Below are 23,999 nucleotides of genomic sequence, written 5' to 3'. Positions count from 1 at the left end.
AATACATGGGAAAGAATAAACTAAAGAAATTTGCCGATATGTCTACTTTCAGATGTGCCCTTCAGTATCCGCGAGAGGTGCTTCTGAAAGAGGGCTTTCCCTACGTCGGGAAGTGGCATGAGGACTTCTTCGGCAATGAGGGGGGGATCACTCTTGAACTGGGATGTGGAAAAGGTGAATACACCGTCGCGCTTGCAAAGTCGAACCCCGCACGCAATTATATAGGTGTCGACATAAAGGGTGCACGTATGTGGAGCGGAGCCAAGGAGGTGGAGGAGACAGGCATCGGTAATGCCGCATTCCTGCGTGCCGAGATTGAGAATATCGATAAGTTCTTCGCACCCGGAGAAGTAGATGAGATATGGATCACTTTCCCTGATCCGCAGATGCAGAAGACGCGCAAACGTCTCACGTCGGTAAGGTTTCTACAGATGTATGGAAAGTTCCTGAAACCGGGAGGCGTCATAAACCTAAAGACCGATTCCCCGTTCTTATATGAGTACACTCGCCGTCTTGCCGAGTTGAATGGCTTTGAGATGCTTGTCAACACTGACGACCTTTACGGGAGTGGCATGGCGGATCCGGTAAGTTCGATAAAGACGTATTATGAGAGCCAGTGGTTGTCGCGAGGGAAGAAGATAAAGTTGCTTTCGATGCGTGTGCCTGATTTCAGCAATCTTCAGGAGCCTGATTCATCCGATATAGAGAAGGATGATTATCGGGCGTATCCGCGTCATACCGTTCAACCTCAAAATGTCAGCTCTCCAGACCTCTAAAGGGGGAGTGATAATTACCATCAACCATAAACTATAAACCATCAACCATCAACCATGACATTATATCCCAATCTGATAATTGATGCCCTGAGAAACGTGAAGTATCCGGGCAATGGCAAGAGTCTCGTTGACAACGAGATGATAGAGGATGATATCCGTATCGACGGAAATAAGGTGTCGTTCTCTATAATATTCGACAAACCGACAGATCCGTTTGTCAAAAGTGTTGTGCGCTCTGCCGAGGCAGCAATCAAGGCCTATATCTCACCGGATGTTGACATCAAGGATAATATAGCGGTCAAATTCCGTCGTCCTGTGGTGGAGAAACCTGTCAATCCGCTTCCGGGGGTGAAGAATATAATCGGAATCTCATCCGGGAAGGGTGGGGTAGGTAAATCCACTGTTGCAGCAAATGTGGCGATAGCGTTGGCGGCAAAGGGCTATAAGGTGGGTCTTCTTGATGCCGATATATTTGGTCCGTCTGTCCCGAAGATGTTTGGCGTGGAGGGAGAGCAGCTCTATATGGTCAATAAGGAGGGTCGTGATTGGATAGAACCGGTGGAGAAGTATGGCGTTAAGATGCTGAGCATCGGTTTTGTCGTTGACAAGGACAGCGCGGTGCTTTGGCGCGGCGGTATGGCAAGCAATGCGCTCAAGCAGTTGATTACGGATGCCTGGTGGGGAGATCTGGATTATTTCCTTATCGATATGCCCCCGGGCACGAGCGACATTCATCTTACGCTTGTGCAGACATTACCGATTACCGGCGTTGTAGTTGTGTCAACGCCTCAGCAGGTGGCATTGGCTGATGCCCGTAAAGGTATTGCGATGTTCCGAGGTGACAAGGTAAATGTGCCTATCCTCGGTATTGTTGAGAATATGGCATGGTTCACGCCTGCGCCACATCCGGAAGAGCGTTATTACATCTTCGGCAATGGTGGTGCCGTGAAATTGGCAGAGGAATTGGGTGTCAATCTGCTTGCACAGATACCGTTGGTAGCGGACATCTGCAACGATGCGGATTGCGGTGCGCCGACATCCACGTTGCTCGCTACGTCGGAAGCCGACTCCACTAATCCGGAAGTCAAGGCATTCTCCGGTCTTGCCGATGCCATCGTGGAAGCCATAGAGGTGCGCAATATCACACTCCCTCCCACCCACAAAGTCGAAACGCACTAATTAGATTCCATCGTATATTAGATTCCATCGTATAAAAATACGGTCGCTGTGGAGGTTGCACTAAGCAAACGATTCCAGCGACCGTTATTTTTATGATATGGGGTCTTACTCTATTGATGGATGGGGGGTAGGCGTTTAGTGAGAGCTTTGATGGAGTAGGCTATTTTGTTGAGTATGGGATATTGGGTCAGAGTGAGGTAGAGTCGTGTTTTTTTTGTCGGGGTGAGCGACCATTCTCTTAGCTCTTTTTTTAACTCTTGGAGAAAGCCGTTGTCGTTGGTATCAAAGGCTGTGGCGGAGAGGTAGAGTGTCTTTGCCTCAAACATCTCTTTTAGTCGCGATTGGGGAAGATGATAGTATGCTGAGAGGATGCGTGATGTGCGAAGCGATTTTAGATAGAACCGTGCAGACTTTATAGGATTTGATGAGTTGGATATGGAACCGTCAACAATGTTATATAGAAATCTTACTTCCGGATTGAATACGGCAGACCCACAAGAGGCAAGTGCCGCCATGATCGGCACATCCTCACATCCGAATGAGGGATTGCATATCATGTCGGGGGATTCATTAAGGATTTTTTCCACGCACTCTTTACGGTAGACTGCAGCCGAAAGCACATAGGGGAGTGCGTTTACGTGATTGAGTACATCGGGAAGCAATTCTTCACCTTTTATCTCCGACCTATTCCATCTCAGATATGGTAGGCGAGAATAAGCATTATATCGGATGTTTTTTTCTATATCATTAATTATGAAGTCCGAATATACCACGTTGGCTTCCGGATACTCAGCAAAAAGTCTTGCCGCATCGGAGAGTCTTGAATCCCCTATCCATTCATCATCACCTGCACAATCGGTTATATACTCCCCTCTGCATGCTTTTAGACATCTGAAATAATTCCTTACTAATCCAAGATTGCACTCTTCGGGTAAAAGCGTGATTATATCCGGATATTGTTCGGCATATTGTTCGCATATTTTACGTGTGGAATCGGATGAGGAATCATCACCGATAATTATTTCAAAGAGATGGTCACATTTTTGTCTTAATACAGAGTCAAGAGCTTTCGCGATGGTCAGTTCCTGATTATAGCATATAACGATAACGGAGAATAGAGAAGTAATCTTATCCGGAAGTTTTTCGGAGTGCGTCATATCCGTCTGTTTAAGTGAACGTGAAATTCTTCTTCCGTTGGTTGCGGTAGCGGTATTTGAAGATGAGATTTCCAATAGGATGCCAGAGCAGGAAGAGGGGCAATGCCCACCATAGGCATACTGAACCGAGTGCCCTTGCCGCTTTACGGTATAGAAGGATCTCACACGTGTTGAGTATTGCAAGCAACGAGCACGCCACAATAAGAGGGAGGATATTTGGAAGAGCCAGGACTGCGGCTGCTATGCCGCAAACAGTGGCGGTAATCTGCATGGCAGATCCCAATCCGGCTCTCAGGAAAGGGAGTCGGGGTAGCATCTGTGCTGTGAACTGGTATCTTTCCTTTAGGTCAGACATGATTCTGTTGGCAGCCTCTCCATAGTCGTATGTGAGGATAGCGTCGGGAGCAATCATCACGTCGGTATTGGTGCGCGTGGCTATATCATGGATGAAGAGGTCATCGTCGCCATTCATGAGGTGTAGCGTCTTGGAATAGCCCTTCTGCTCGAAGAAGAGATGACGGCGGTAGGCAAGATTGAAGCCGTCGCCGCGATAGGGGTAATGATTTATAGCCGCACCGAGCCACTGACATGCTGTGAGCGTCGCATCAAATTCCTTATACCATTTGGAAGGTCCACGCAGGTTGGCGAAATTTATATGGGCATATCCGAGCACAACATCCGTGCGGTCGGAGCCGATGAACGGCTGCATCATCAGGCTGAGCCAATGAGGGGATGTGATTATGCAATTTGATGCAGTCGTGACCACTATCTCCCCTTTTGCCGCTTTAAGACCTATGGTCAGAGCGAGCTTACGCCTGCTGACATTGTGAGATTCCGGCGGAATGAAAGTGACGTACAGCCGTTCGGGATATTTCTGTTGCAGCCGTTCGGCGAGAGAGAAGGAAACGTCGTAGCTCCCTTCGTTGATAAGAATTACCTCATAGTTGGGATAGTCTTGATTCATGAGGACATCAAGGTATTCCATCAGGGAGTCTTCGTTGATGAAGCAATATACAATTACTGAAGCCTTAGGCACCTCCTCACCCTCATGAAATTCCACAAGTTCTGCCTCCCCTTTCTGGGCATTGGCAGTGCGTGCGGTCCTGATGATAGGAATGAATCTTGCGAGAATGGCGATTACGGAGCTTACGCATAGAGCAATCAAGCATATCCAGGAAGCGATGTTTATTTCGGAATCAAACATAATAATTAGATTATAAGTATCCTGCCATATTAAAACGCAAGAGACTATACTATATTTTTAAAATTCGGAAAAGAAATGAGGCTTAAACACGATACCGACACGGAGTCTTGAATGGAATTGGTTGTAATCAAGCAGACTTTCCCCATAGCCATTATAATATTGTGCGAAAAGATTCAGGTTGGATTTTTCATGCACTTTCCAGCTGGCTTCGAGTATGGTGTTGAAATTCAAGTTCCATCCGCTTCTCTTCACCATTGTCAGTCCAAAACTGAATTTCTTGTTGGGTGTTGTCACGACGACACCGCTCTGATATATTCCGCAATATTTAAGGATGTCGCGATTATTTTCGCCATCAATTATTGGAATCCAGAATTTGGCGTGTACCATCAGCCAGTCGTCAATTATGGTAGATCCATAGAACGACACCCTGTTCCAGCTTCTGGAGTCCAGACCATCACGTCCGTTGCTCTCATGCTCAACGAGCATGGTAAGTTTGCCCGCGTATCTCCCCTTATTGAAGAATGGCTTGCTCCATCCGATACCCGGGTTGAAATTGAGATCGTGCATGGGCATGGAGTTCTGGAATACATTCCAGAAAGTCTTCTGCGTATAGAATAAGAAGAGGAAAGAGTTCCAAGGGAGTACTGCATTTGTAAGACGAATCGAGAGTGAGATCTGAAACTTCACGTCTGAATTCGTTGATGTCGGTTTCCGGAACGGGGTTGTGCCGACAGTGAAATAATTATCCTTATAAAGACCGAAGTATGGTCCGAACTGAAGGTCATGTTTCAGAGAATCCGTGAATTCCTTTTGTTCGTCTACAGGAATGAGCTGTGCCAGCATGTCATCCGGCAGCAGGGATGTGATTATCGCTATAAAAAAAGCAAGAAGTCCGCGATTCATAGTGGAATAGATGGATATGTTAATAAAAAAAGAGGAGATTACGAATGACGCATCCCGGAATACCCCGGTATAACAGAGGTGGGAATTATTCAGAGTGCAAAATTAATAAAACTTCTTCTAACCTAATAACACATGAATGGTCAATAAGTAGGAATGATTGATAAGAAAATGTTATTGAAATCGTCTAAACTTATTCCGGAAGGTTAAAAGTGTCGTGTTCTTTTGATATGGGGTCTAAGTTCATGTGGTTCCATTATGAGAAGAAAATATATGTGGCGAAAACTTGTGTCGGTGTATAAACGTACTATATATATCCACGTGTGTGAAATGAAAGCGAGGATTTGTGATGATGAGTTTTCCTATTTGGCAGACGGATTAAAATTAGTAACTTTGCATTCCATATCTACCGTGAGATAAATCTTTCCACGAAATGAGTCGTATCCCATTCCAACTATAAATCTTTCGGTGACACACTAAAAATAGGAAATAAAACATGTCAGCAGTCACAACATCCAATTCCGACCGTCTACAAGAATTAGGAAATGCCAAGGTGTGGCGTCTTCTGTTGAAATACAGTCTTCCGGCTGTAGTAGGCACTGTAGTCATGGCGGTATACAATATTATTGATTCCATAGTGATCGGTCATGCCATAGATGATCCCAACGTGGTGAGCGGTATTGCAGTCACATTCCCGGTCATGAACCTTGCCACGGCACTCGGTATGCTGATAGGGGCGGGAGCCTCCACTCGTATCAGTATCGTCATGGGTCAGGATAACAAGAGGATGGCTGAGGTGATACTCGGGAACTCGGTGCAGCTAACTGTAATCATTGGCATAACCTACATGACATTGTTTGCGTTATTTCTGACTCCAATCCTGAAAATGTTCGGTGCGTCGGAAAATTCGTTGCCATACGCAAGGGAATTTCTAATGTGGGTTTTGCCAGGAATGGTTCTTATGAATCTGACATTCTCCTATAATAACGTCATGCGAGCCACTGGCTATCCGGAGAAGGCAATGTATACCAATCTGATAGGTGCTGGATTAAATGCGATACTCGCTCCGTTATTTCTTTTTGGATTTCATTGGGGAATTAAAGGAGCTGCGATAGCCACCGATATATCAATGATCGTGACCTCCTTCTTTGTTATGTCGCATTTCTTTCAGAAAAAGAGTGTGCTGCATTTCAAGCGGGGCACGTTTGCCCTTAATTGGCATGTGATAAAGTCAATCCTATATATCGGTATGGCTCCATTTATGATTAACGTTGCCGGGTCTGCCATAAATGCCATAGTCAACAATTCATTGTTGCAATATGGTGGCGACAATGCGATTGCTTCGGTCGTGGTGTTCAACAGGTTTGTCACGATATTTGTCATGATAGTCATCGGTATATGCCAGGGCATGCAGCCGATTTTAGGCTATAACTATGGATCGGGACGCATAGACCGTCTGTTCCGCACATTATGGCTTGCGGCAGGCTCCGGCCTATGCATAACGACGATAGGAAGTCTGCTTGGAGCATTCAATCCGCAGGCAATAGCATCAATGTTCATGCAAGATAGCGAACAGATAGAGTGTGCGGTGAATTGCCTGAGGATAACTACGATAGGCTTCTGGATGGTAGGATTCCAGATAGTCGGCACCAATTTCTTCCAGTCGCTTGGAATGGCTGGTAAGGCAGTTTTCCTATCGTTGACGCGTCAGATAATATTCATGATACCGATGCTGCTGATACTTCCTCCGCATTTCGGACTTGACGGAGTGTGGGGGTGTTATCCGGTGTGTGACATGGTTGCCACTACGGTGACGTGCATCATGCTTGCTGTCCAATTGAAGAAGATAAAAAAAGAGAAACTGAATCCATCTGTATGAGAATAGATTTCACGCCACTTGTAAGAGGCAGTTTTATAAAACTTGCCGAACGCACTGACTCCTGGGCGACTGAATCGTCGCGTATGCAGATAGAGGTATTGCGTGGCCTTTTGTCGCGAGGGGGAGGGTGTGAGTATCTCCGTAAATATGTGGTCACAGACTTGAAAAGGGCATCTGACTCGTTGTATGAGCGTTTCGTCGCACGCGTCCCCTTGGTTGAGTATGAGACAATCCGTCCATACGTAATGCGTATGATAAAAGGCGATAAGGACGTGTTGTGGCGCGGTGTGTGCCACGATTACGCGCAGTCGTCGGGCACGTCGGGAGGCAGATCAAAATTTATCCCAGTCACATCCGACTCATTGAAAGGAAATCATTATCGTGGAGGAGCCGATGTCGTTGCGCATTATCTGAGGCTCGTGCCAGAAAGTAAGATATTTGCCGGAAAGGGATTTATCTTGGGAGGGTCATTTGCCAACACACTTGGCATCAACGACAGTAAGGTGCGTATAGGTGATCTCAGTGCCACTCTGATTAATAAGATCAATCCGCTGGCAAACTTGGTGAGAGTGCCGGATAAAAAGACAGCATTGCTGGCAGACTGGGAGGAGAAACTTCCGGCACTTGTGGCAAAGGCATCCGTGGCAGATGTCACCAATATATCCGGAGTCCCATCGTGGTTTATGACGGTTATACGTCGGATTATGGAGGATAGGGGAGTAGACTCAATTTCTGAGGTGTGGCCCAATCTTGAGGTGTTTTTCCATGGCGGCATATCCTTTGAACCTTATAGGGAGGAATATATGCGGATAACCGACCCTGTGAAGATGCATTTCCAGGAGACGTATAATGCATCGGAGGGATTTTTTGCGGTGCAGAATGATTTTTCCGATAAGTCGATGCTGCTTCTGATTGACAGTGATGTGTTTTATGAATTTATACCGATAGATGAGCCGGACACTACGCCACGTCCTATATGGGGGGTGGAGGCAGGTAAGGTGTATGAACTTGTCATAACATCATCCAACGGATTATGGCGTTACCGTCTTGGGGATACGGTGCGAGTGGTGTCAACATCCCCGGTTAAGATAAGGATAGCCGGACGCACGCATGGTTTCATCAATGCTTTCGGAGAGGAGTTGATGGAGGATAATGCGGAGCGAGCCATAGCATCGGCGTGTGCTATCTGTGGAGCCTCGATAATGAATTACACTGCGGCACCATTGTTTGCCACAGAGGGGAGACGCGGACGTCATCAGTGGCTTATAGAGTGGGAGAGGGTTCCGGCTGACATGTCACTCTTTTCCCGCACTCTTGATGAGGAGCTGCGTAAATTGAACTCAGATTATGATGCAAAACGTAGCCACACCATATTTCTGGATGCGCCGGAAGTGATAAGTGCGCCGTCGGGATTGTTTGACCGTTGGTTGAAGGAGGCGGGTTCGCATAAGCTTGGAGGACAAAGAAAAGTGGCGCGCCTGAATAATAACCGCGACATGATAGTGCGTTTGCTGGAGATGGTGCGCTTCGCGCAAGGTAACAAGTGACAAGTGACAAGTAATATGTGGCATGTGACGGGCAACATGTGGAGGGTAATAATAAAGGATAAAATGGGTGATGTGTAGGGGGTTTTATTTGTTTTTTGGAGGGAAAATAGTTGTGAAAGAGGGAAAATTGGCAATGTTAACAAAAATTAACATTATTTCTATTGAAAAATATATAAGTAATTGTAAATTTGACCAGAATTTATAATATAGAGATACAGATTTTGTCATAATGCCCATATCTTGCATACTGCAGATTGACACTTATAAGGAATTATCACAAAAAGAAGTATTACGAAAAAAGGAAGTTTAACCAATTTAACCTAACGGAAAATGAAGAAATTATTTACCTTACTCCTGGCGTTCGTTCTGTTTTTGCCGGCATACGCCGATGACGTTCAGAAATCAATAGACAAAGCTCTTGCTAAGGCTCAGAAGAAAGAGATGAAGCAGAAGATGAAAGACTATAAGAAGGGTGGTTATGAGATACTCGGCAGCCGTACGATGGAAGTTGCGTTGCTGAAGCATTATAGCAAACTCACAGAGCTTGGTGACAATGGCACAGTGTTTGAAGGATATGCCTCCAACACGAAATCAAAAAACGTGGCAGAACAGATGGCACTCAATAACGCTACGGTAAAATATGCCCAGAAGGCAGGAAGCACTGTCAAGGGTAGGGTTGTCAGCGATATATATGCTAACGGCACAGGTGATGATACCGAATTTGAGAAGTTTTACGCTGCCTATGAGCGTCTTGTGGAGCAGAAGGTGAAGAACGTTCTGACCCCGAGCTACAGCGTCATCAAGCAGAATCCTGATGGCACTTACGAGGTGCAGGCATTCTTCATCGTGGATGAGTCCAAGGCCCGCAACGTGAGAAAGGCAGCGATAGAGAATGCAATCGAAGAGAGCAAACTGGGGCAGAAATATGCCGACACGGTTAAGTCGTTTGTCGACGATAAGGTTGAGGAGTAATCCGACGACTGTAATGCCAATTCTGTTATTTTTATAAATCTGACTAATGGATATCAAGACGATAGCCGCACTCCTTGTATTGCCCTCTTTATTCTGCGCACATAAGGTGTCTGCACAGGAAAGCAGTGGCGCCGAGCCGCAGAAAAAGATTGACTACGTATTTAAACTCAAGGATACGCCGGTGCAGCTTTCCCCTTATAATACTGTGGTCTACTCCAGGTCGCCTCAGCATGTCATGACAATGAGGGGACATAGACTTTACGACACGAAGAAGAATCTGGTGACATTATGCGTCAACCCTTCCGGAGTGAATTTCGGTATAATAGAGGCGGATAAGAAAGGGAAGAAATCAGCAGGATTTTATTCCACTTATAAGCAGAATGACAAGACCGGGGATTTTGACGTTAAGAAATACGGACAGCCCTCGGCAATAGTGTATACTCCAGATGCCCGCAAGGTGCTGGTGGCAACTGATAAGGGGCTTTTCATCTTCGAGCCGCGCAAGATGAAACTCATTGACCAGATGGAACTTGACTTTGTGCCCGATGCGATGTGCATCAGCGACAACTCTTATTATCTCACACTCTCCGGAGGCGATCGTGTGGTGGTCTATAATTTTGAGAAGAAGACCGTACGCCGCGACTGGACATTTGGCGTCAAAGTGACCGACATGACGTTCTCCAACGGAAGTGGGGAGTTTGCCGTGCTGACGGATGATGGCATACTTAGCGTGTATGATACCCGCACGTTCAACATAAAGAATACAATCGAAGATCTCGGGTCGGGCATAGCCTGTGCGTTTAATGCCGATGGCAAGTATATTGTCGTCGCCACCTCTCCGGAGACTCTCGAGGTGATCAACCTTGTGCGTCCTACAGACCGCAACACACTGCCTGTGGAGAATGGAGGGGTCAACGATATCTGCTTCATCAAGGATGCCGATGGCAACTCGGTGTTAGCATATACCGGCGACCTGATGCTTCATGCGAAACGAATGCAGAATCTGGAACCGCATTTTGCCAAACTTATCTCGGATGAGGTTGACCAGATGATGGCTGAATGGGAAAAGATGATGCCGGGCGAGAGCATGGAAGATTATCGTCTTCGTGTGAACGACGAGACACGCTCACGCCAACGTCGCCTCTTTGAGGATGAGATTTCAACTCAGCTTGCCGGCGACCTTCTTGCGGATGCTACTATGTCGCTCGGAAATTATGACCGCACCAATCAGGTGCTTGCCATAGATTTCTCGACGATGCCTACGATTTATCTCCCTGTGCCGGAGTCGGACGTCACCTCTTTCCATAGTGCGGGCGACCTTGTGCTGACCGACGTGCAGTATGGTGTGCTTCCCGATGATACTTTCGAGATCGTCTATGCCAAGGTCTTCAATAAGGTAGACGGCAAGACGTATGAATACAATAACCATGATCGTGTCGCAATGGATTTCATGGGTGGCGATGCCAACGTGGTTTCGCTTGAAATCCTTCAGCAGCAGCAGATGGAGGTGCTTAAGCTTCAGGAACTCCGTGAGAAGGTGGTGGAGGAGGCCCGCAACCGGAGCCTGATTTCCAATCATACGAATATCACTGTAGATTCCAAGGTGGTGCCTGATTATGATGCTAATGGAGAGAAAATACTCAACTATCAGGTCAATTTCACGTATCAGGTGGATCCGGAGTTCTCCGCAGCCGAAGATTTCCCTCCGGGTAAATATCTTGTGGATGAATCGGGAGCAGCCAGTTCAATGCTCAAGATCGTGAAGGAGGCATTTGAAGGGGATTTCGCTCAGTATGTCAAGGACGGCAAAAAGTTGAAGGTGGTGATATCCGGCACAGCCGATGCCACCCCGATTATCCGGACCATACCCTACAACGGTGTGTATGGCGATTTCGTCGATGAGCCTATCTATGAGAACGGCGACCTTACAGCCATCACTGTTACTCAGGCAGACGGCGTTAAGGAGAATCGTCAGCTTGCGTTCCTGAGGGCTGAGGGCGTGAAGGATTATCTCAAGACCAATGTCGGCAATCTTGACAAGATGGATGCCGATTACACAATCCGCGTAGACGTGACAGAGGGTAAAGGTAGCGAGTTCCGTCGTATCACGGCTAACTTCATCTTTGTCGACGTATTCTGAAACCAAGAAATCAAGCCGGGGCATAAGTTCGGTTTTTATAGGCTCCGGCAAGTCATCCATCTTTTCAGTAAGCCGGGAATATGGATGACTTCTCTTGCATTCTCCCCCTGTTATGACGGGGGAGAATGCTAACCGAATAAAAACTACTGACATTACAACTATGGTCGAGATCTGACCACATTCTTATGATTGAAAATAGACCTACAGTAAAATTGTTTAAGAGAGGCGGAAGACGCTATATATATTCAGCCTTGTCAATTGCCATGCTTGCCGGCATGGGTTCGTTTACAGTCTTGTCTGACGAGCCGCAGAATCCGGAGACGATTGAACAGCCTGCCGGTCCGACTGCGGAATCGGCTGCCGAGCTTTACAAGCATGTGAAAGATCTTCAGTTCGAGGGAGCGGATGATGCCACTTATTACCCTGCCGTCTTGGCGGCTTTCAACGAGGCATTCACGGTGATAAATATCGACACAATCTCTGATGCCACCCTTGACCAGTGCAAAGGTATTCTCATGGATCTGAACGGCACGTTGGCACGTGGTGCGGTGCATTATTCCATGAACAGCAATCAGGAGGAGATGACGAAATTTGCCAAGGCGTATGTCGACACCCAGTTGCTTCCGCAGATGATGGGCGTGGAGTTCAACCGCGACAAGGAGCTTTATCCCGCCATGGTGTATTGTGCTGCATCGGGCAGTTATAATGCCGGTGATGTTGACGGTGCCATAAAATATTTCGAGGAATATCTCTCCACCGGAGAGACGAAACAGAGGGAGGCGGTAAGCCTTTTCTACGGACAGGCTTTGCTGAATAAGAAACTGTATTCCCGTGGTGTGGACGCAGTGGTGAAGGCTTCGGAGGAATATCCGTCAAACTTCAAGTTGCTTACAATCGCTATGCAGCTTTGTATTGATGGCAATCGCCGCGACATGCTCGCCCCGCTGCTTGAGCGTGCGCTTGAGGTGAAGCCGGATGATGAGCGTCTGCTTAATCTTCAGGCTTCCGTATATGAGGATCAGCACAATTATCGCGGTGCACTTGATATCTACATGAAGCTTGAGGAGCTTCATCCCAACAGCAAGAACGTCAATGAATGTGTGGCGAGATGCTATTATAATCTCGGCACCGGATACTATAACCAGTCGATTTCCGAACTTGATGAGAAGGAGGCTGCGAAATATCGCCGTCAGAGCAATGCCTATTTCGGAAGTGCGGCGGAGAAATATGAAGAGCTATCCGCCAATGACCCCAATGACGTGAAGTATCTTAAGGCGATGGCTACATCATACGCCTGTCTGGGCAACAAATCGAAGGTGGAGAGCATCAATGTGCGTCTGACCGCACTCGGTCAGCCCACTACTGCGATGAACACAATGCCGGTGATGATGGGCAACGGGTCAAAGCAGTCAGGCACTGCCGCACCCCGTTCGATTCCGTCATATCAGGAATATGCAAGGGCTTACGTCAAGGACCAGCTTAAGGATTGGATGAAGCAGGGTGAGTTTGAGAAGACTGAGGATTATGAGCGTCGTGTCTCTAAGGAGAATATCCGTAAGGAGCAGGAGCGTCTTAGCGATGTGATTGCCGACAAATATCTTACCACCTACGCCAACCAGCTTGCAATATCGGAATTGAAACTCATGCAGTATGACGTCGACAATGAGACGTATGCCGTGAAGTCGGACTTCGGTACAGTCGTGGTCAACGTGCCTCTCAAAAATCATGAGGCGGAGATATTCAAGAGCAATTGGGATGAGGTGAAGATAAGAAACCCGAAATTCTTCATCAAGAACAATAATATTGCGATTGAATCGATAATGTTTGTCACTCCCGACGGTAAGGAGTATGCCTACAACGCAATGGATGCCGGCAACTATAGGGGAGACCGGGTTGTGGAACTTGACGTGACAGATCTCTTTGGTTCGCCGTCAGGACCGGCTGCGAAGAAGGATGAGCCGAAGGGGCAGGGCACGACTCTCGTCGCTACTGTCAAGAGTGATGTCGACAAGAATATACCCCGCACTGACGTGGTTAATGACCGTGCGATAGCCCTTATCATAGCTAATGAGAACTATGGCAAGGTGGTTAACGTGGCGTCTGCCAACCATGATGGTGATGTGTTTGCTCAGTATTGTCGTGAGACTTTGGGCATTCCGGAGAATCAGGTGCTTGTATATAAGGATGCCACTTACGGAGAAACCCTGTCGGCGATGAATAAGCTTTCCAATGCAGTGAAGGCACTTGGTGATGGTGTCGACGTGATTGTGTATTATGCCGGTCACGGTGTGCCCGATGAGCATACAAGTGATGCTTATATGATGCCTGTGGATGCAGATCCGCTCGTGATGGCAACAGCTTATTCTCTGAAGGATTTCTATAAGAAACTCAATGAACTTGGTGCGGCAAACGTCATGGTGTTCATGGATGCATGTTTCAGCGGTGCCAACCGTGGTGAGGGTATGCTTACAGAGGCGCGTGGCGTGGTGCTTGTGCCGAAGCATGCGGCTCCGGAGGGTAATATGTTTGTGCTGAGTGCAGCCGACGGCAAGGAGACGGCTCTTCCCTACAAGGAGAAGAACCACGGTCTCTTCACTTATTACCTTCTAAAGAAACTTCAGGAGAGTAAGGGCAACGCATCGTTGAAGGATCTAAGTGATTACGTCACTGCCGAGGTGCGCAAGACTTCAAGTCTCACGCTCAATAAGCCCCAGAATCCGAAGATGACCGTTTCCGGCACGTTGGCTACTGAGTTGTCGAAAAAGAGACTGCATCCCTGATACGATATGAAGTAGATACAATCAGCTGAAATTCTTATCGGCTGAAAAGATAAACATTATGAAAGGACTAAAGATTATAGTGACAGCCGTCGTTGCCATATTTATGGCGACAACGGCTGTCGCTGCATCCCCGGTTAAGACTGTGAAGGGGGAATATACTTACTATGGCGATAAAGCCACCTCTCCGGCTGAGTGCAAGCGACTTGCGCTTGAAGGGGCGCGTCTCGACGCATTGGCAAAGGAGTATGGCACCATAGTGACGCAAGATGTGCTTCAGGCAGACAGGATAGACTCGAAGGGAGAGGCGAATAAATTTCTGTCGCTCTCCTCGACCGAGGTGAAAGGGGAGTGGATTGCTGACGATGGAGAACCTGAATTTGAAATCACTCTTGACAAGGATGATAATTTAGTGGTGCGCTGCAAGGTGAAGGGTAAGGCACGTGAGATTTCAAATGAATCCACTGAATTTGACGCCCGGGTGCTTCGTAATGGCACCAAGCCCGGCAATGCCTCAACAGATTTTTATGACGGTGATGACCTATATCTCTATTTCACGGCTCCAGTCGATGGATATGTGTCGGTATTTCTGTCGCTGGAGGATGGTAATGTCTATCAGATGCTCCCGTATCTGAGCGATACGAAAGGCGAGGCAAAGGTAAAGAGAAATTACGATTATGTGTTTTTTGACCCGACAAAGGCAGAGGGCACATTCGGCACTCCAGACCAGTTCCGCATCGCTACGGCCGGCGTGATTGAGTTTAACAAGATATATGTGGTGTTTTCACCGTCATATTTCGCAAAACCGGTGATGCGTGCCCGCAACAGTATGGAGGAGTTACCCTCCATGTCGGAAGATGACTTTTCAAAATGGCTTGTTAAATCGCGCCGCAACGATTCGAAGATGGGAGTGCGGCAGATGAATCTGAAAATTTACCCTAAGTGACCGATCTTTTCCGGTCGCTCAAAAAATCATGCGCTATGGATATAAAGAAAATTTGTCTGGCAGGGGCATTGTTAGGGTTTGTGCCAGTGTCGGCACAGGAGTCCCAAAGCTTTCAGGAGTTCCGTCAGAAGATACTTGATGACTATCAAGAATTTCGTAAGACGATACTTGCCCACTATGCTGATTTCCTGAATGGAACTTGGCATGAATACGAACCTATGATGCCTCTGGAGAAGACACAGACTCCCAAGCCCATGAGAGTGCCGGATGTTAAGGTGTCGAAGCCGGTGACAGTCCCGACGAATCTTCCGAAGCCGGTGTTGGCAACGTTGCCCCCGTCGCAGATTCCTCCGGATGCACAGATAGAGGAGCCTCAGCCTCCCTCGGAAGAGTCGCCCGCTGATGATAAGCCGGTGAGTCTGTTTGACGTGCCAAAGCCAATAGTCCTTCCCGAGGCGAAGGATGTGGTTCCCCCCGGCATAAAGGTTAAGCCTGATCTCGGTGGTACGCCGCTTCTTGCCGCGTTGCCCGACATACCGCGCCCTGTCATAGCCGATGAGCCGGAGGATGATGCCCCGGCAGTGGATGAGACGGAGATTAAGCCTGCCGAGGCTCCGGAGGAATCGAGAGTGGGTAAGGAACCGATGAAATTCTATGGAATGGAGATATGGGTGCCGGAAGTGGATTTCAAGATAATGTATTCACTTGGAAAGGTATCTGATTTCGCACGTCATTGGAAACTCCTTGATGAGCAGGATGTGGCGGATGTCGCACTCTCTTCACTGCGCCCTAAGATGAATGAGCTCGGTCTCAACGACTATCTGGCATACGAGTTTCTCTGCGCATATATGGATTTCAAGTTTCCGGAAGCGTCATCCGCGCCAAAGATGTCGGCGGTGCACTATCTTCTCACTCACATGGGCTATGATGCCCGTATCGCGCTCGCGACCAAGACTGGTGATCCGTTGCTGCTGATACCTGCCGATCAGATGATTTACGGTAAGGTGTATCTTACTTTAGGTGGAGAGAAATTCTATGTACTGACCGCGCCCGGAGTCAATCCTATGGGGAGTCCGATAGCCACGTGCGACCTACCCAAGGTGGCGAATCAGGGTAAGAGATTTGATATGCGTATCAACGGGCTTAATTTCCCGATGAAGGAGCATAAGTTTAACGTGGATTATGGCAAGCTTCATCTCTCTGGAGTTGTAAACGAGAATCTGATGCCGGTGGTCTACCGTTATCCTCAGATGGACACGGCGGATTTCGCCGAGAGCGTGCTTGATAAAAAATTGCGTGAGAATCTTGTGACCCAGGTGAAGGAACAGCTTTCCGGTATGGATAAGGTGGATGCCACCAATGAGCTTCTTCAATTCGTGCAGTCGGGCTTCTCCTACGCCACGGATGATGCTTTCCATGGGTTTGAGAAACCCTACTTCCTGGAGGAGAATCTATTCTATCCCAAGAATGACTGTGAGGATCGTGCGATATTCTACACTTATTTGCTTTGGAACGCATTAGGTGTGGAGAACCAGCTTCTCTGTTTCCCCGGACATGAGAGTGCATCGGTGGCCTTACCCGGCGACATAAAGGGGGTGAGCTACGACCATGAAGGGAAGAGATACTATATCTCCGACCCTACATATATCGGTTCACGCACCGGACAATGTATGCCCCAATACGTCACCACCGCTCCCAAGATTGACCTTACTCTCCCGAAATAATTCTATTGTTTTTGAAAATTTGAATAAGAAAAGATGAATAGGATTATAGTGATGTTGGCGATGGTGATGGCGGTAGCATTCGGTATTGAGGCAAAGAGGATTGTAGGGTATGTGACGTCGTGGAGCAATGTCATGCCTGACCCAAAATTGCTTACCAATATTAATTATGCCTTCGGACATGTCAACGATACTTTTGACGGCGTGCGTATTGATAATCCGGATCGTCTCAAGAGAATTGTGGAGTTGAAAAAACGCAACCGTAAGCTGGAGGTGCAGCTGTCTATCGGTGGTTGGGGTAGCGGTCGTTTCAGTGAGATGGCTGCAAGGTGGTTGATAAGTATGGACTTGACGGTATAGATATTGACTGGGAGTATCCGGGCAGTTCTGTGGCGGGAATCTCAAGCTCCTCATGCGATAAGGATAACTACATACTCTTGATGCGTGATCTCAGGGAGGCGATCGGACCGGATAAACTGTTGACAATGGCATCTCCCGCCACGGTCAGTTTCTATGAGTTCAAACCGATAATGCCATATATGGATTTTATCAATATAATGGCGTATGACCTTAACCGACCTCCGTATCATCATTCCGCATTATTCCGCTCAGAATTGAGCGGCGACATGACGGCTGACGAGGGGGTGAGAGCCCATATAGAATCGGGAGTGCCCGCAGATAAGATTGTGCTTGGAGTCCCCTTCTATGGTCATGGAAAGAAGGGGGAATATCCCGATTTCATCAATTACCGCAACATTGATGAGTATGACGGATTGAAGATGGTCTACGATGAGAAGGCTTGCGTGCCCTACATGGTGAATGAAGATGGCGAATACGTTATCACTTTTGAGAGTCCGCAAAGTCTACGGATCAAATGTGATTATATAAATGCCAACGGTCTTGGAGGGATAATGTTCTGGGATTATTCCGGCGACACTGATAAATCCGACCTTCTAAAGGTATTGAAGAAGCATATCAAATGACGATCGTCATTTGATAGCTTCCTCTCCACCTTCCTCTTCAAGTTGCTTGCGGCTCTTGCTGCGGGTGACGAGAAAGACACCGGTGAAGACGAGTATGATGGCTATGCCGTTTGCAAGGGTAAACCGTCCGATACCAGCCCACACTGCTACGAGGGTGGCTACGATAGGTTGCACATAGTTATACATTGCTGTGACTGTCGGACGCAGATTCTTCTGTCCGAGCGGCAGAAGAAGGTAGCTTAGGAATGTAGGTCCGACGACAAAGGCGACGGCTCCCCACAGCACATCCGGAGCGGCGTTCTGCCAGTCCATTGCGATCCATTCACCGTATGTGAACGGTATCACGCAGATGCTTGCGTATGTAAACATCCATTTCATAAGTGTCACGGGCGAATACTTTCCGATAAGCTTCTTGAAAAACACCAGATAGCATGTGAAACTGAGTTGGGCGCAGATGACGAGTGCATCACCGGTGGATGCACCTCCGGTGTTGCCGGTGGAGCTGCCGATTATAAGAATCAGTGCACCGATGGCTCCTAAGAACACACCACCTACTTTCAGTTTAGTTACAGGCTCATGGAGCACTATTGCTGCCATGACCATAGTCAGAATTGGTAGGGAAGTGGTGATGATTGAGGCATTTACCGGAGAGGTGAGACTCAGCCCCCACACGAAGCAGCATTGATTGATGACAATGCCGAATAATGATGCGAAAAACATGTTGAGCAGATCCTTTGGCTCAACTTGCTCATTCTTCATGAAGAACGATAATATCCAGAAGAGTATCGCACCACCGATCATGCGGCAATCTGTCAGAAGCAGCGGGGTCATTCCTCCGGTCAAAATGATTTTACCGAGTGGGGCACTCACGCCCCACAAAAATTCGGCGCCAATCATGGCGCCGTGTCCTTTTAATTTTGAAGTGTCCATAATGGTTATTTTTCAGCAAGTAGAGATAGTATCTCCTCCTTGGTGAGGCGTGCCGACATGTCGGTGCCCTCCAGAAGAGCGTCGGCGAGAGATTTCTTCTTTGAATGAAGACGCAGAATCTTCTCCTCAATTGTGTCGGCGGATATCAGACGATATACAGTGACAGGATTCTGTTGCCCGATGCGGTGCGATCGGTCGGATGCCTGATCCTCGATAGCCGGATTCCACCATGGGTCAAGATGAATCACGTAGTCGGCAGCTGTAAGGTTAAGACCAAGCCCACCCGCTTTCAGCGAAATCAGGAATAGGGGTACGTCTGTATTCTGGAATTGTGCTACAAGGCGTGCGCGTTGTGCAGCCGGTGTTGATCCGTCAAGATAAAGATACTCGATACCTGCCTTGTCAAGAGCCTCGCGGATAAGGGCAAGATGCGATGTGAATTGGCTGAAGACAAGTGCACGATGGTTATTCCCCATAAGAGAGGCTACAAGCTCCATGAATACGTGTGTCTTGGAGGATTCAAGTTCCAGTTTGGGGTCTACCAGACGAGGGTTGCAGGCGGCTTGGCGTAGCTTGGTGATTTCGGCAAGAGCCTGTATCGCGGAATTTTCTCCCATCTCGACGGCGATTTCCGCTTCACGGCGAAGATTCTCATACAGGGCTTTCTCGCGTTCGGAAAGCTCGACACGCACCGTTATCTCCGTTTTCTCAGGCAATTCCTGAAGCACTTCCGTCTTGGAACGACGTAGCAGGAATGGGGAGAGTATTCGCTTCAGCAGACGCTGACGGCGGCGGTCGGAATCATGCTCGATAGGATTTATGAAATTGTCGGTGAAGGATTGGAACGATCCGAGAAGTCCGGGATTCAGGAAACGGAATATGTTCCATATCTCTGCGAGACGGTTCTGGAGGGGTGTGCCGGTGAGAGCAAGTCTCATGTCGGCTTTAAGGGTCATTGCCGCCTGCGACATTTTCGTCTCACGGTTCTTTATCGTGTGCGCCTCATCGAGAGCCACAATATTCCATGAGCGGTCGGCAAGGGATTCCTGTTCATTGGTCATAAGCCCGTAGGATATCACCACCACGTCAGATTTCCCGGCATTACTGATGATTTCCCGACGTTTCCCGGAATCGGAATAATTATTGATTACCTCCACGTTTAACGCAGGCGCGAAACGGATGATCTCATCGCGCCAGTTCAGAAGCAGACTTGTAGGGGCAACCACGAGTGATGCCCCCTTATTCCTGTTGGCATGTAGCAGACATATAGCCTGTAATGTCTTTCCGAGACCCATGTCATCCGCCAGGCAAGCACCCGCACCCCATAGATGCAGACGTTGTAGCCATCTGTAGCCATCCTTCTGATAGTCGCGCAGCTCAGCATTAATTCCAGTAGGGATATTGACCTTTTCCGTCTCGGATTTCTCAATACGCTTAAGTAGTGAACGGTAGTTCTTATCAGCCTTGAAATCCACGCCACATTTCTCAAGATCGTCCATAAACTCTACGTTAAGCGCAGACATTCCGGCTTTATCACCGTCAATCTCCGCAATCTGGCTTATGGCACGTAGGGTGTCGGCAAGATGCTTTGATAGGGCGATGTAGTCGTTGCCCTTCAGTTGTATGAATCGGGAATTATTATTGTCTCTCAGCTTACGCAGGAGCTCGGCTACGGAGATGACAGTATTCTCATCAATTCTCACGTTGCCCTCTATCTCAAACCAATTATTTGTGTTCTTGACGTCAAAAGAGAATGCCGAGGCATTCAGTGTGGGACGGCTCACAGTCATTCGTGCCCCTTCGGGCCATTCCACACAGGCTATGTCGCCGTTTGCAGCTATTGAGGCAAGCAGCGATAGAGTGTTCTCAATGTCAAGTTCCCACGAATATTCTCCGGTCATGGAGTTGTCAAGACCCTTCAGCATCCCCTTTACGGCTTCAAGGTTTTCTGTCTCCGCCTTGAAATCTCTTCGTGCCTGCACAGCCTTATTATTGAAATTACCGTTGACAAACTCCGGACCCTTACCGGGAGTGAGGTAGGGGGGATTGTTTTTAAGTGGTTTTGCGTAGAGAGTCACGTTTATCATCTCATTATCGGGCACAAGCTGAGCCACAATCACCGGCCATCCCTTCATGCGCTTCACATCCGCGTTTTTCTTCACCACGAGATCCGACATGACAGTCATCTGCGAAGAGAGAGCGGATAGTGTTTCTGCGAGTTTAGGTTTCGCCTCTTTCGGGAGAGTCTTTATTTTCAGAAGGGTGTTGAGCAGGGTTATCTGATTTTTTGATAATTTGATTACTATGATGCTCAGTGGATTATCCGAATTGATATATATGCCGTCATCGCTTACAAAATAAGGGTACTTCAGATTGGTTGAGAGCTTGAAGTCGCCTTTGGAAGTGGTCGTGACCGATAGCTCCACGTCCTGACGGGTAATCTCAATCTTCAACTGCTTGCTGTCATCAGTGAATAGAAAAGGATGTCCGGCAAGCTGAAATATTGCAGAATAATAGTCAATTGTGGAATAGTCGCCCCATCCCTGTTCAAGACGGATGCAGGGGATTATTCCCTTATCTTGCTCAGTCATCCCCTCCACGCTGCCGGCATAGAAAGTCTTGAGGGCAATGTTTCGCCCCTTGCTCCAAGTGGTGCCGTTCTTTGACGTCTGCAACACCGGCTGTATCCGGTGTGTCTGGGTGGAGATAAGATAAGCCACGCGTGAGTTGGAAGAGGTTGATGCAGTTTTCTTTCCCCCTCTTGAGAGTGAGTTAAGCTGGAGAGATAGAATGTCGAGCGACTTCTCCCATTCAGCCCGTTTTACCATGGAGCTGAACATACAGGGCATCCTGGTCTCATTCTCCAATTTCTTTAAGGTGTCATCATTCTTTCCCTCGGCTCCACAATAAAGGAGTTTCAGGTAGTTGAAATCAGATTCATTGACATACTTCTGGGAATAGTACAGCATCGTTTGGAGATCGGGAGATACGTTCCCCATGTTGAACTGTTTCACGAAATATCCCGAAAGCATCTTTGTGGATGGATTGCATACGGTCTCTGATAATCTTTTTGCGCGAGTGGCACCGATATTCCCTTTCAGAACCCAGTCAAGTATCGCTCTTATGATCGGCACATCTTCCTTGTCAAACCCTTTTATAAGTTTCTGGTAGAAGGTTACAATAGAAGGGTTTCTGTCGGCAAGGAGTGCGAGCATCGGGAAGAATGCAATCTGTGGGATATTCAGTATATAGCTGCCGGAGATCTCTATTAGTCGGGAAGTGACGGCGTGAATCGGTTCGGTATTATTCTCATGAAGCGACTTTATCGCCTTCAGATATTTCACGTGTATTCGGGAATCATCGTTATCATCACTCTCATTGCCGGAGGAGTATCGTTCTATCAATCGGTCCACCTGTCCGTATCTCATAAGTTCGGTGATTATTACGAACAATACAGCAAGGTAGGGTTCCTCACTGTGGCGTATCCTGCCATTAAGTTCGAAGAATAAGTCACGGGAAAGATCCGGATTATGAGAATGACTCATTTGTATGAGATTCTTGATATACAGATCAAGAAATTTTTCATTGATATTTTGGCTGCAACTAAGGATATAGCCGTGCATCTCTTTCGACTCCACCATGCTGTTCATGATGGAAGCGATATATGAATTGGGATTGTTGTATCCTGCGTTGAAAAAGGGGAAACAATCGTTTATTTTCTCCTTGGAGTTCACCTCACCGTGAAGATAATGCCATAGGGAATAAACAAAATCAAACCGTTTCTCTTTAGATACATCATCCTTGATTAAGTAGTCGGAAGATATTTTGTCGGCAATACCGATCGATTTCTTTAGCTCCTCCATGCTCATACTTGCGATTGCTTTGAATATCATCTCCGGATTGAGGATATGGAAAGAGGCATAATAGTAGGAGTAGGAATTTCTGTAATATGAGAGAAACCCGTTAGAGATAAGATATTTTATGTCGGAAGTGCGGTCAGTGACTCGAATGTCGAGAAACTGATAAAGTTCGCGCAATCCGTAATCGCTTATCGGACAGACAAGGCAGGCGAGTGCACGGATAATATTGTTTTTCGGTAACTCGTTCAGTTTGAGTTTCTGCAAAGAACTGTCGCTCTTAATGATTTTCGCCATATTATTTTAAATTTTTCCCATATTCATGAATCAGGGATGCCACACGATTGAAAAAATCCTTGTCAAGACGTTGGCGCACGTAAGTGAAGAGCGAAGGATTGAACACTCTTGTATATGTGAATCGCGGCATTCCGAGGAAATATTGCATGAATGGATTTTCAGATATAGCCTCAATAGTACGTTCGTCGCTCAGTTTCTCGATATGCTTGATTATTAGTGCGCCGACAATTATTCTTGCAGGCTTGCCGCTTGCACCGGAACGATCATTGGAAAGGTATCGGTTATATTCCTTCTCAATATCCGCCCAAGGTAGGGAATGGGCAAGAGTTACCCATCTGTTGCCTGTATCTTTCAGACACTCAAGAGAATCCTGCGTATCCCAAAGATCGAGCGATGGTTGTTGGCAATGATACTTCTTCATCAGTCGTTCGGGTTATATAATATCATAGCAATCCTGCATCATAATAATAACAATCCTGAATCGGAATATTATTAAGTTTAGACAACTTTTCTGCAAAATTACTCAAAAACATTGAATAAATCCGAACCGCCTCTCCCCAAAAAAGGAAATCATCCCTATTCTTTTCAAAAATTATTGACTTATTTTTGTGGATCGATTGAATTAGGCTAATTTTGTGTCGAAGTTTAGACAACTTCATCAATAATTTGAATATTATTTTAACTGAAGTTTCGCAAGCTGCACTTCAGTGGTTTAAAGTTTATAGTTTAAGGTT

The 23,999-nt window shown here is 47.2% G+C and carries 15 protein-coding genes and 1 pseudogene; 10 read left to right on the top strand and 6 right to left on the bottom strand.

Going from position 1 to position 23,999, the window contains the following annotated elements; genetic code table 11:
• Positions 1 to 5 precede the first annotated feature (5 nt).
• A complete protein-coding gene (gene trmB / locus E5331_RS13045; RefSeq protein ID WP_123483356.1) occupies positions 6 to 776 on the top strand; it encodes a tRNA (guanosine(46)-N7)-methyltransferase TrmB in 771 nt (256 codons plus the stop codon).
• 54 nt (positions 777 to 830) lie between these two features.
• Positions 831 to 1,955: an Mrp/NBP35 family ATP-binding protein gene (locus E5331_RS13040; RefSeq protein ID WP_123483355.1), complete on the top strand. Its 1,125-nt coding sequence runs from the start codon at positions 831 to 833 to the stop codon at positions 1,953 to 1,955.
• A 110-nt stretch (positions 1,956 to 2,065) separates the two neighbouring features.
• Here E5331_RS13040 and E5331_RS13035 read toward each other — a convergent pair whose 3' ends face one another.
• Genes E5331_RS13035 through E5331_RS13025 form a run of 3 tightly spaced genes read right to left on the bottom strand, consistent with a single transcriptional unit; the run spans position 2,066 to position 5,219 of the window.
• Entirely contained in the window at positions 2,066 to 3,112 is a 1,047-nt protein-coding gene (locus tag E5331_RS13035) for a glycosyltransferase family 2 protein (protein ID WP_123483354.1), read from the bottom strand.
• A gap of 10 nt (positions 3,113 to 3,122) precedes the next feature.
• The gene (locus E5331_RS13030) at positions 3,123 to 4,316 is read right to left on the bottom strand and encodes a glycosyltransferase (RefSeq protein WP_123483353.1); all 1,194 of its coding nucleotides are present in this window, start codon (positions 4,314 to 4,316) and stop codon (positions 3,123 to 3,125) included.
• Positions 4,317 to 4,373: 57 nt separating this feature from the next.
• Positions 4,374 to 5,219: a phospholipase A gene (locus E5331_RS13025; RefSeq protein ID WP_123483352.1), complete on the bottom strand. Its 846-nt coding sequence runs from the start codon at positions 5,217 to 5,219 to the stop codon at positions 4,374 to 4,376.
• Positions 5,220 to 5,712: 493 nt separating this feature from the next.
• Here E5331_RS13025 and E5331_RS13020 point away from each other — a divergent pair, with 493 nt between their 5' ends.
• From E5331_RS13020 to E5331_RS12985, 8 genes and pseudogenes are all read left to right on the top strand, one after another.
• Complete coding sequence (locus E5331_RS13020; RefSeq protein WP_123483351.1) at positions 5,713 to 7,095, top strand: MATE family efflux transporter; 1,383 nt, start codon at positions 5,713 to 5,715, stop codon at positions 7,093 to 7,095.
• A gap of 2 nt (positions 7,096 to 7,097) precedes the next feature.
• Positions 7,098 to 8,642 carry a GH3 auxin-responsive promoter family protein gene (locus E5331_RS13015; protein ID WP_476703347.1) on the top strand — a complete coding sequence of 515 codons (1,545 nt, stop codon included), beginning with the start codon at positions 7,098 to 7,100 and terminating at the stop codon, positions 8,640 to 8,642.
• A gap of 330 nt (positions 8,643 to 8,972) precedes the next feature.
• Positions 8,973 to 9,614, top strand: a complete 642-nt coding sequence (locus E5331_RS13010; protein ID WP_123483349.1) for a hypothetical protein — start codon at positions 8,973 to 8,975, stop codon at positions 9,612 to 9,614.
• Positions 9,615 to 9,660: 46 nt separating this feature from the next.
• Positions 9,661 to 11,754: a YncE family protein gene (locus E5331_RS13005; RefSeq protein WP_123483348.1), complete on the top strand. Its 2,094-nt coding sequence runs from the start codon at positions 9,661 to 9,663 to the stop codon at positions 11,752 to 11,754.
• Between the two features lie 185 nt (positions 11,755 to 11,939).
• Positions 11,940 to 14,534 (top strand): caspase family protein, encoded by a 2,595-nt coding sequence (locus E5331_RS13000; RefSeq protein ID WP_123483347.1) that lies wholly within the window; start codon positions 11,940 to 11,942, stop codon positions 14,532 to 14,534.
• A 58-nt stretch (positions 14,535 to 14,592) separates the two neighbouring features.
• Positions 14,593 to 15,477, top strand: coding sequence for a DUF4384 domain-containing protein (locus E5331_RS12995; RefSeq protein WP_123483346.1), 885 nt, complete (start codon positions 14,593 to 14,595; stop codon positions 15,475 to 15,477).
• 35 nt (positions 15,478 to 15,512) lie between these two features.
• The gene (locus tag E5331_RS12990) at positions 15,513 to 17,201 is read left to right on the top strand and encodes a hypothetical protein (protein WP_135985328.1); all 1,689 of its coding nucleotides are present in this window, start codon (positions 15,513 to 15,515) and stop codon (positions 17,199 to 17,201) included.
• A 33-nt stretch (positions 17,202 to 17,234) separates the two neighbouring features.
• A pseudogene (locus tag E5331_RS12985) lies at positions 17,235 to 18,181 on the top strand (glycoside hydrolase family 18 protein).
• A 6-nt stretch (positions 18,182 to 18,187) separates the two neighbouring features.
• Here E5331_RS12985 and E5331_RS12980 read toward each other — a convergent pair.
• From E5331_RS12980 to E5331_RS12970, 3 genes are read right to left on the bottom strand one after another with little or no spacing between them, the layout of a single operon-like run.
• Positions 18,188 to 19,111 (bottom strand): DMT family transporter, encoded by a 924-nt coding sequence (locus E5331_RS12980; RefSeq protein ID WP_135985327.1) that lies wholly within the window; start codon positions 19,109 to 19,111, stop codon positions 18,188 to 18,190.
• A 5-nt stretch (positions 19,112 to 19,116) separates the two neighbouring features.
• Positions 19,117 to 23,265: a DEAD/DEAH box helicase gene (locus tag E5331_RS12975; RefSeq protein ID WP_123483343.1), complete on the bottom strand. Its 4,149-nt coding sequence runs from the start codon at positions 23,263 to 23,265 to the stop codon at positions 19,117 to 19,119.
• A 1-nt stretch (position 23,266) separates the two neighbouring features.
• Complete coding sequence (locus E5331_RS12970; protein WP_123483342.1) at positions 23,267 to 23,686, bottom strand: transposase; 420 nt, start codon at positions 23,684 to 23,686, stop codon at positions 23,267 to 23,269.
• Between the last annotated feature and the right edge of the window lie 313 nt (positions 23,687 to 23,999).

Origin of the sequence: Lepagella muris, assembly GCF_004793975.1 — a bacterium.
Classification (GTDB): Bacteria; Bacteroidota; Bacteroidia; order Bacteroidales; family Muribaculaceae; genus Lepagella; species Lepagella muris.
The sequence above is the reverse complement of the archived record's forward strand: the minus strand, read 5'-3'. Positions and strand labels throughout refer to the sequence as shown.

Coding starts and splice junctions, on each gene's coding strand:
- trmB (WP_123483356.1), top strand. CDS start 6: ATGGGAAAGAATAAACTAAAGAAATTTGCCGATATGTCTACTTTCAGA.
- E5331_RS13040 (WP_123483355.1), top strand. CDS start 831: ATGACATTATATCCCAATCTGATAATTGATGCCCTGAGAAACGTGAAG.
- E5331_RS13035 (WP_123483354.1), bottom strand. CDS start 3,112: ATGACGCACTCCGAAAAACTTCCGGATAAGATTACTTCTCTATTCTCC.
- E5331_RS13030 (WP_123483353.1), bottom strand. CDS start 4,316: ATGTTTGATTCCGAAATAAACATCGCTTCCTGGATATGCTTGATTGCT.
- E5331_RS13025 (WP_123483352.1), bottom strand. CDS start 5,219: ATGAATCGCGGACTTCTTGCTTTTTTTATAGCGATAATCACATCCCTG.
- E5331_RS13020 (WP_123483351.1), top strand. CDS start 5,713: ATGTCAGCAGTCACAACATCCAATTCCGACCGTCTACAAGAATTAGGA.
- E5331_RS13010 (WP_123483349.1), top strand. CDS start 8,973: ATGAAGAAATTATTTACCTTACTCCTGGCGTTCGTTCTGTTTTTGCCG.
- E5331_RS13005 (WP_123483348.1), top strand. CDS start 9,661: ATGGATATCAAGACGATAGCCGCACTCCTTGTATTGCCCTCTTTATTC.
- E5331_RS13000 (WP_123483347.1), top strand. CDS start 11,940: ATGATTGAAAATAGACCTACAGTAAAATTGTTTAAGAGAGGCGGAAGA.
- E5331_RS12995 (WP_123483346.1), top strand. CDS start 14,593: ATGAAAGGACTAAAGATTATAGTGACAGCCGTCGTTGCCATATTTATG.
- E5331_RS12990 (WP_135985328.1), top strand. CDS start 15,513: ATGGATATAAAGAAAATTTGTCTGGCAGGGGCATTGTTAGGGTTTGTG.
- E5331_RS12980 (WP_135985327.1), bottom strand. CDS start 19,111: ATGGACACTTCAAAATTAAAAGGACACGGCGCCATGATTGGCGCCGAA.
- E5331_RS12975 (WP_123483343.1), bottom strand. CDS start 23,265: ATGGCGAAAATCATTAAGAGCGACAGTTCTTTGCAGAAACTCAAACTG.
- E5331_RS12970 (WP_123483342.1), bottom strand. CDS start 23,686: ATGAAGAAGTATCATTGCCAACAACCATCGCTCGATCTTTGGGATACG.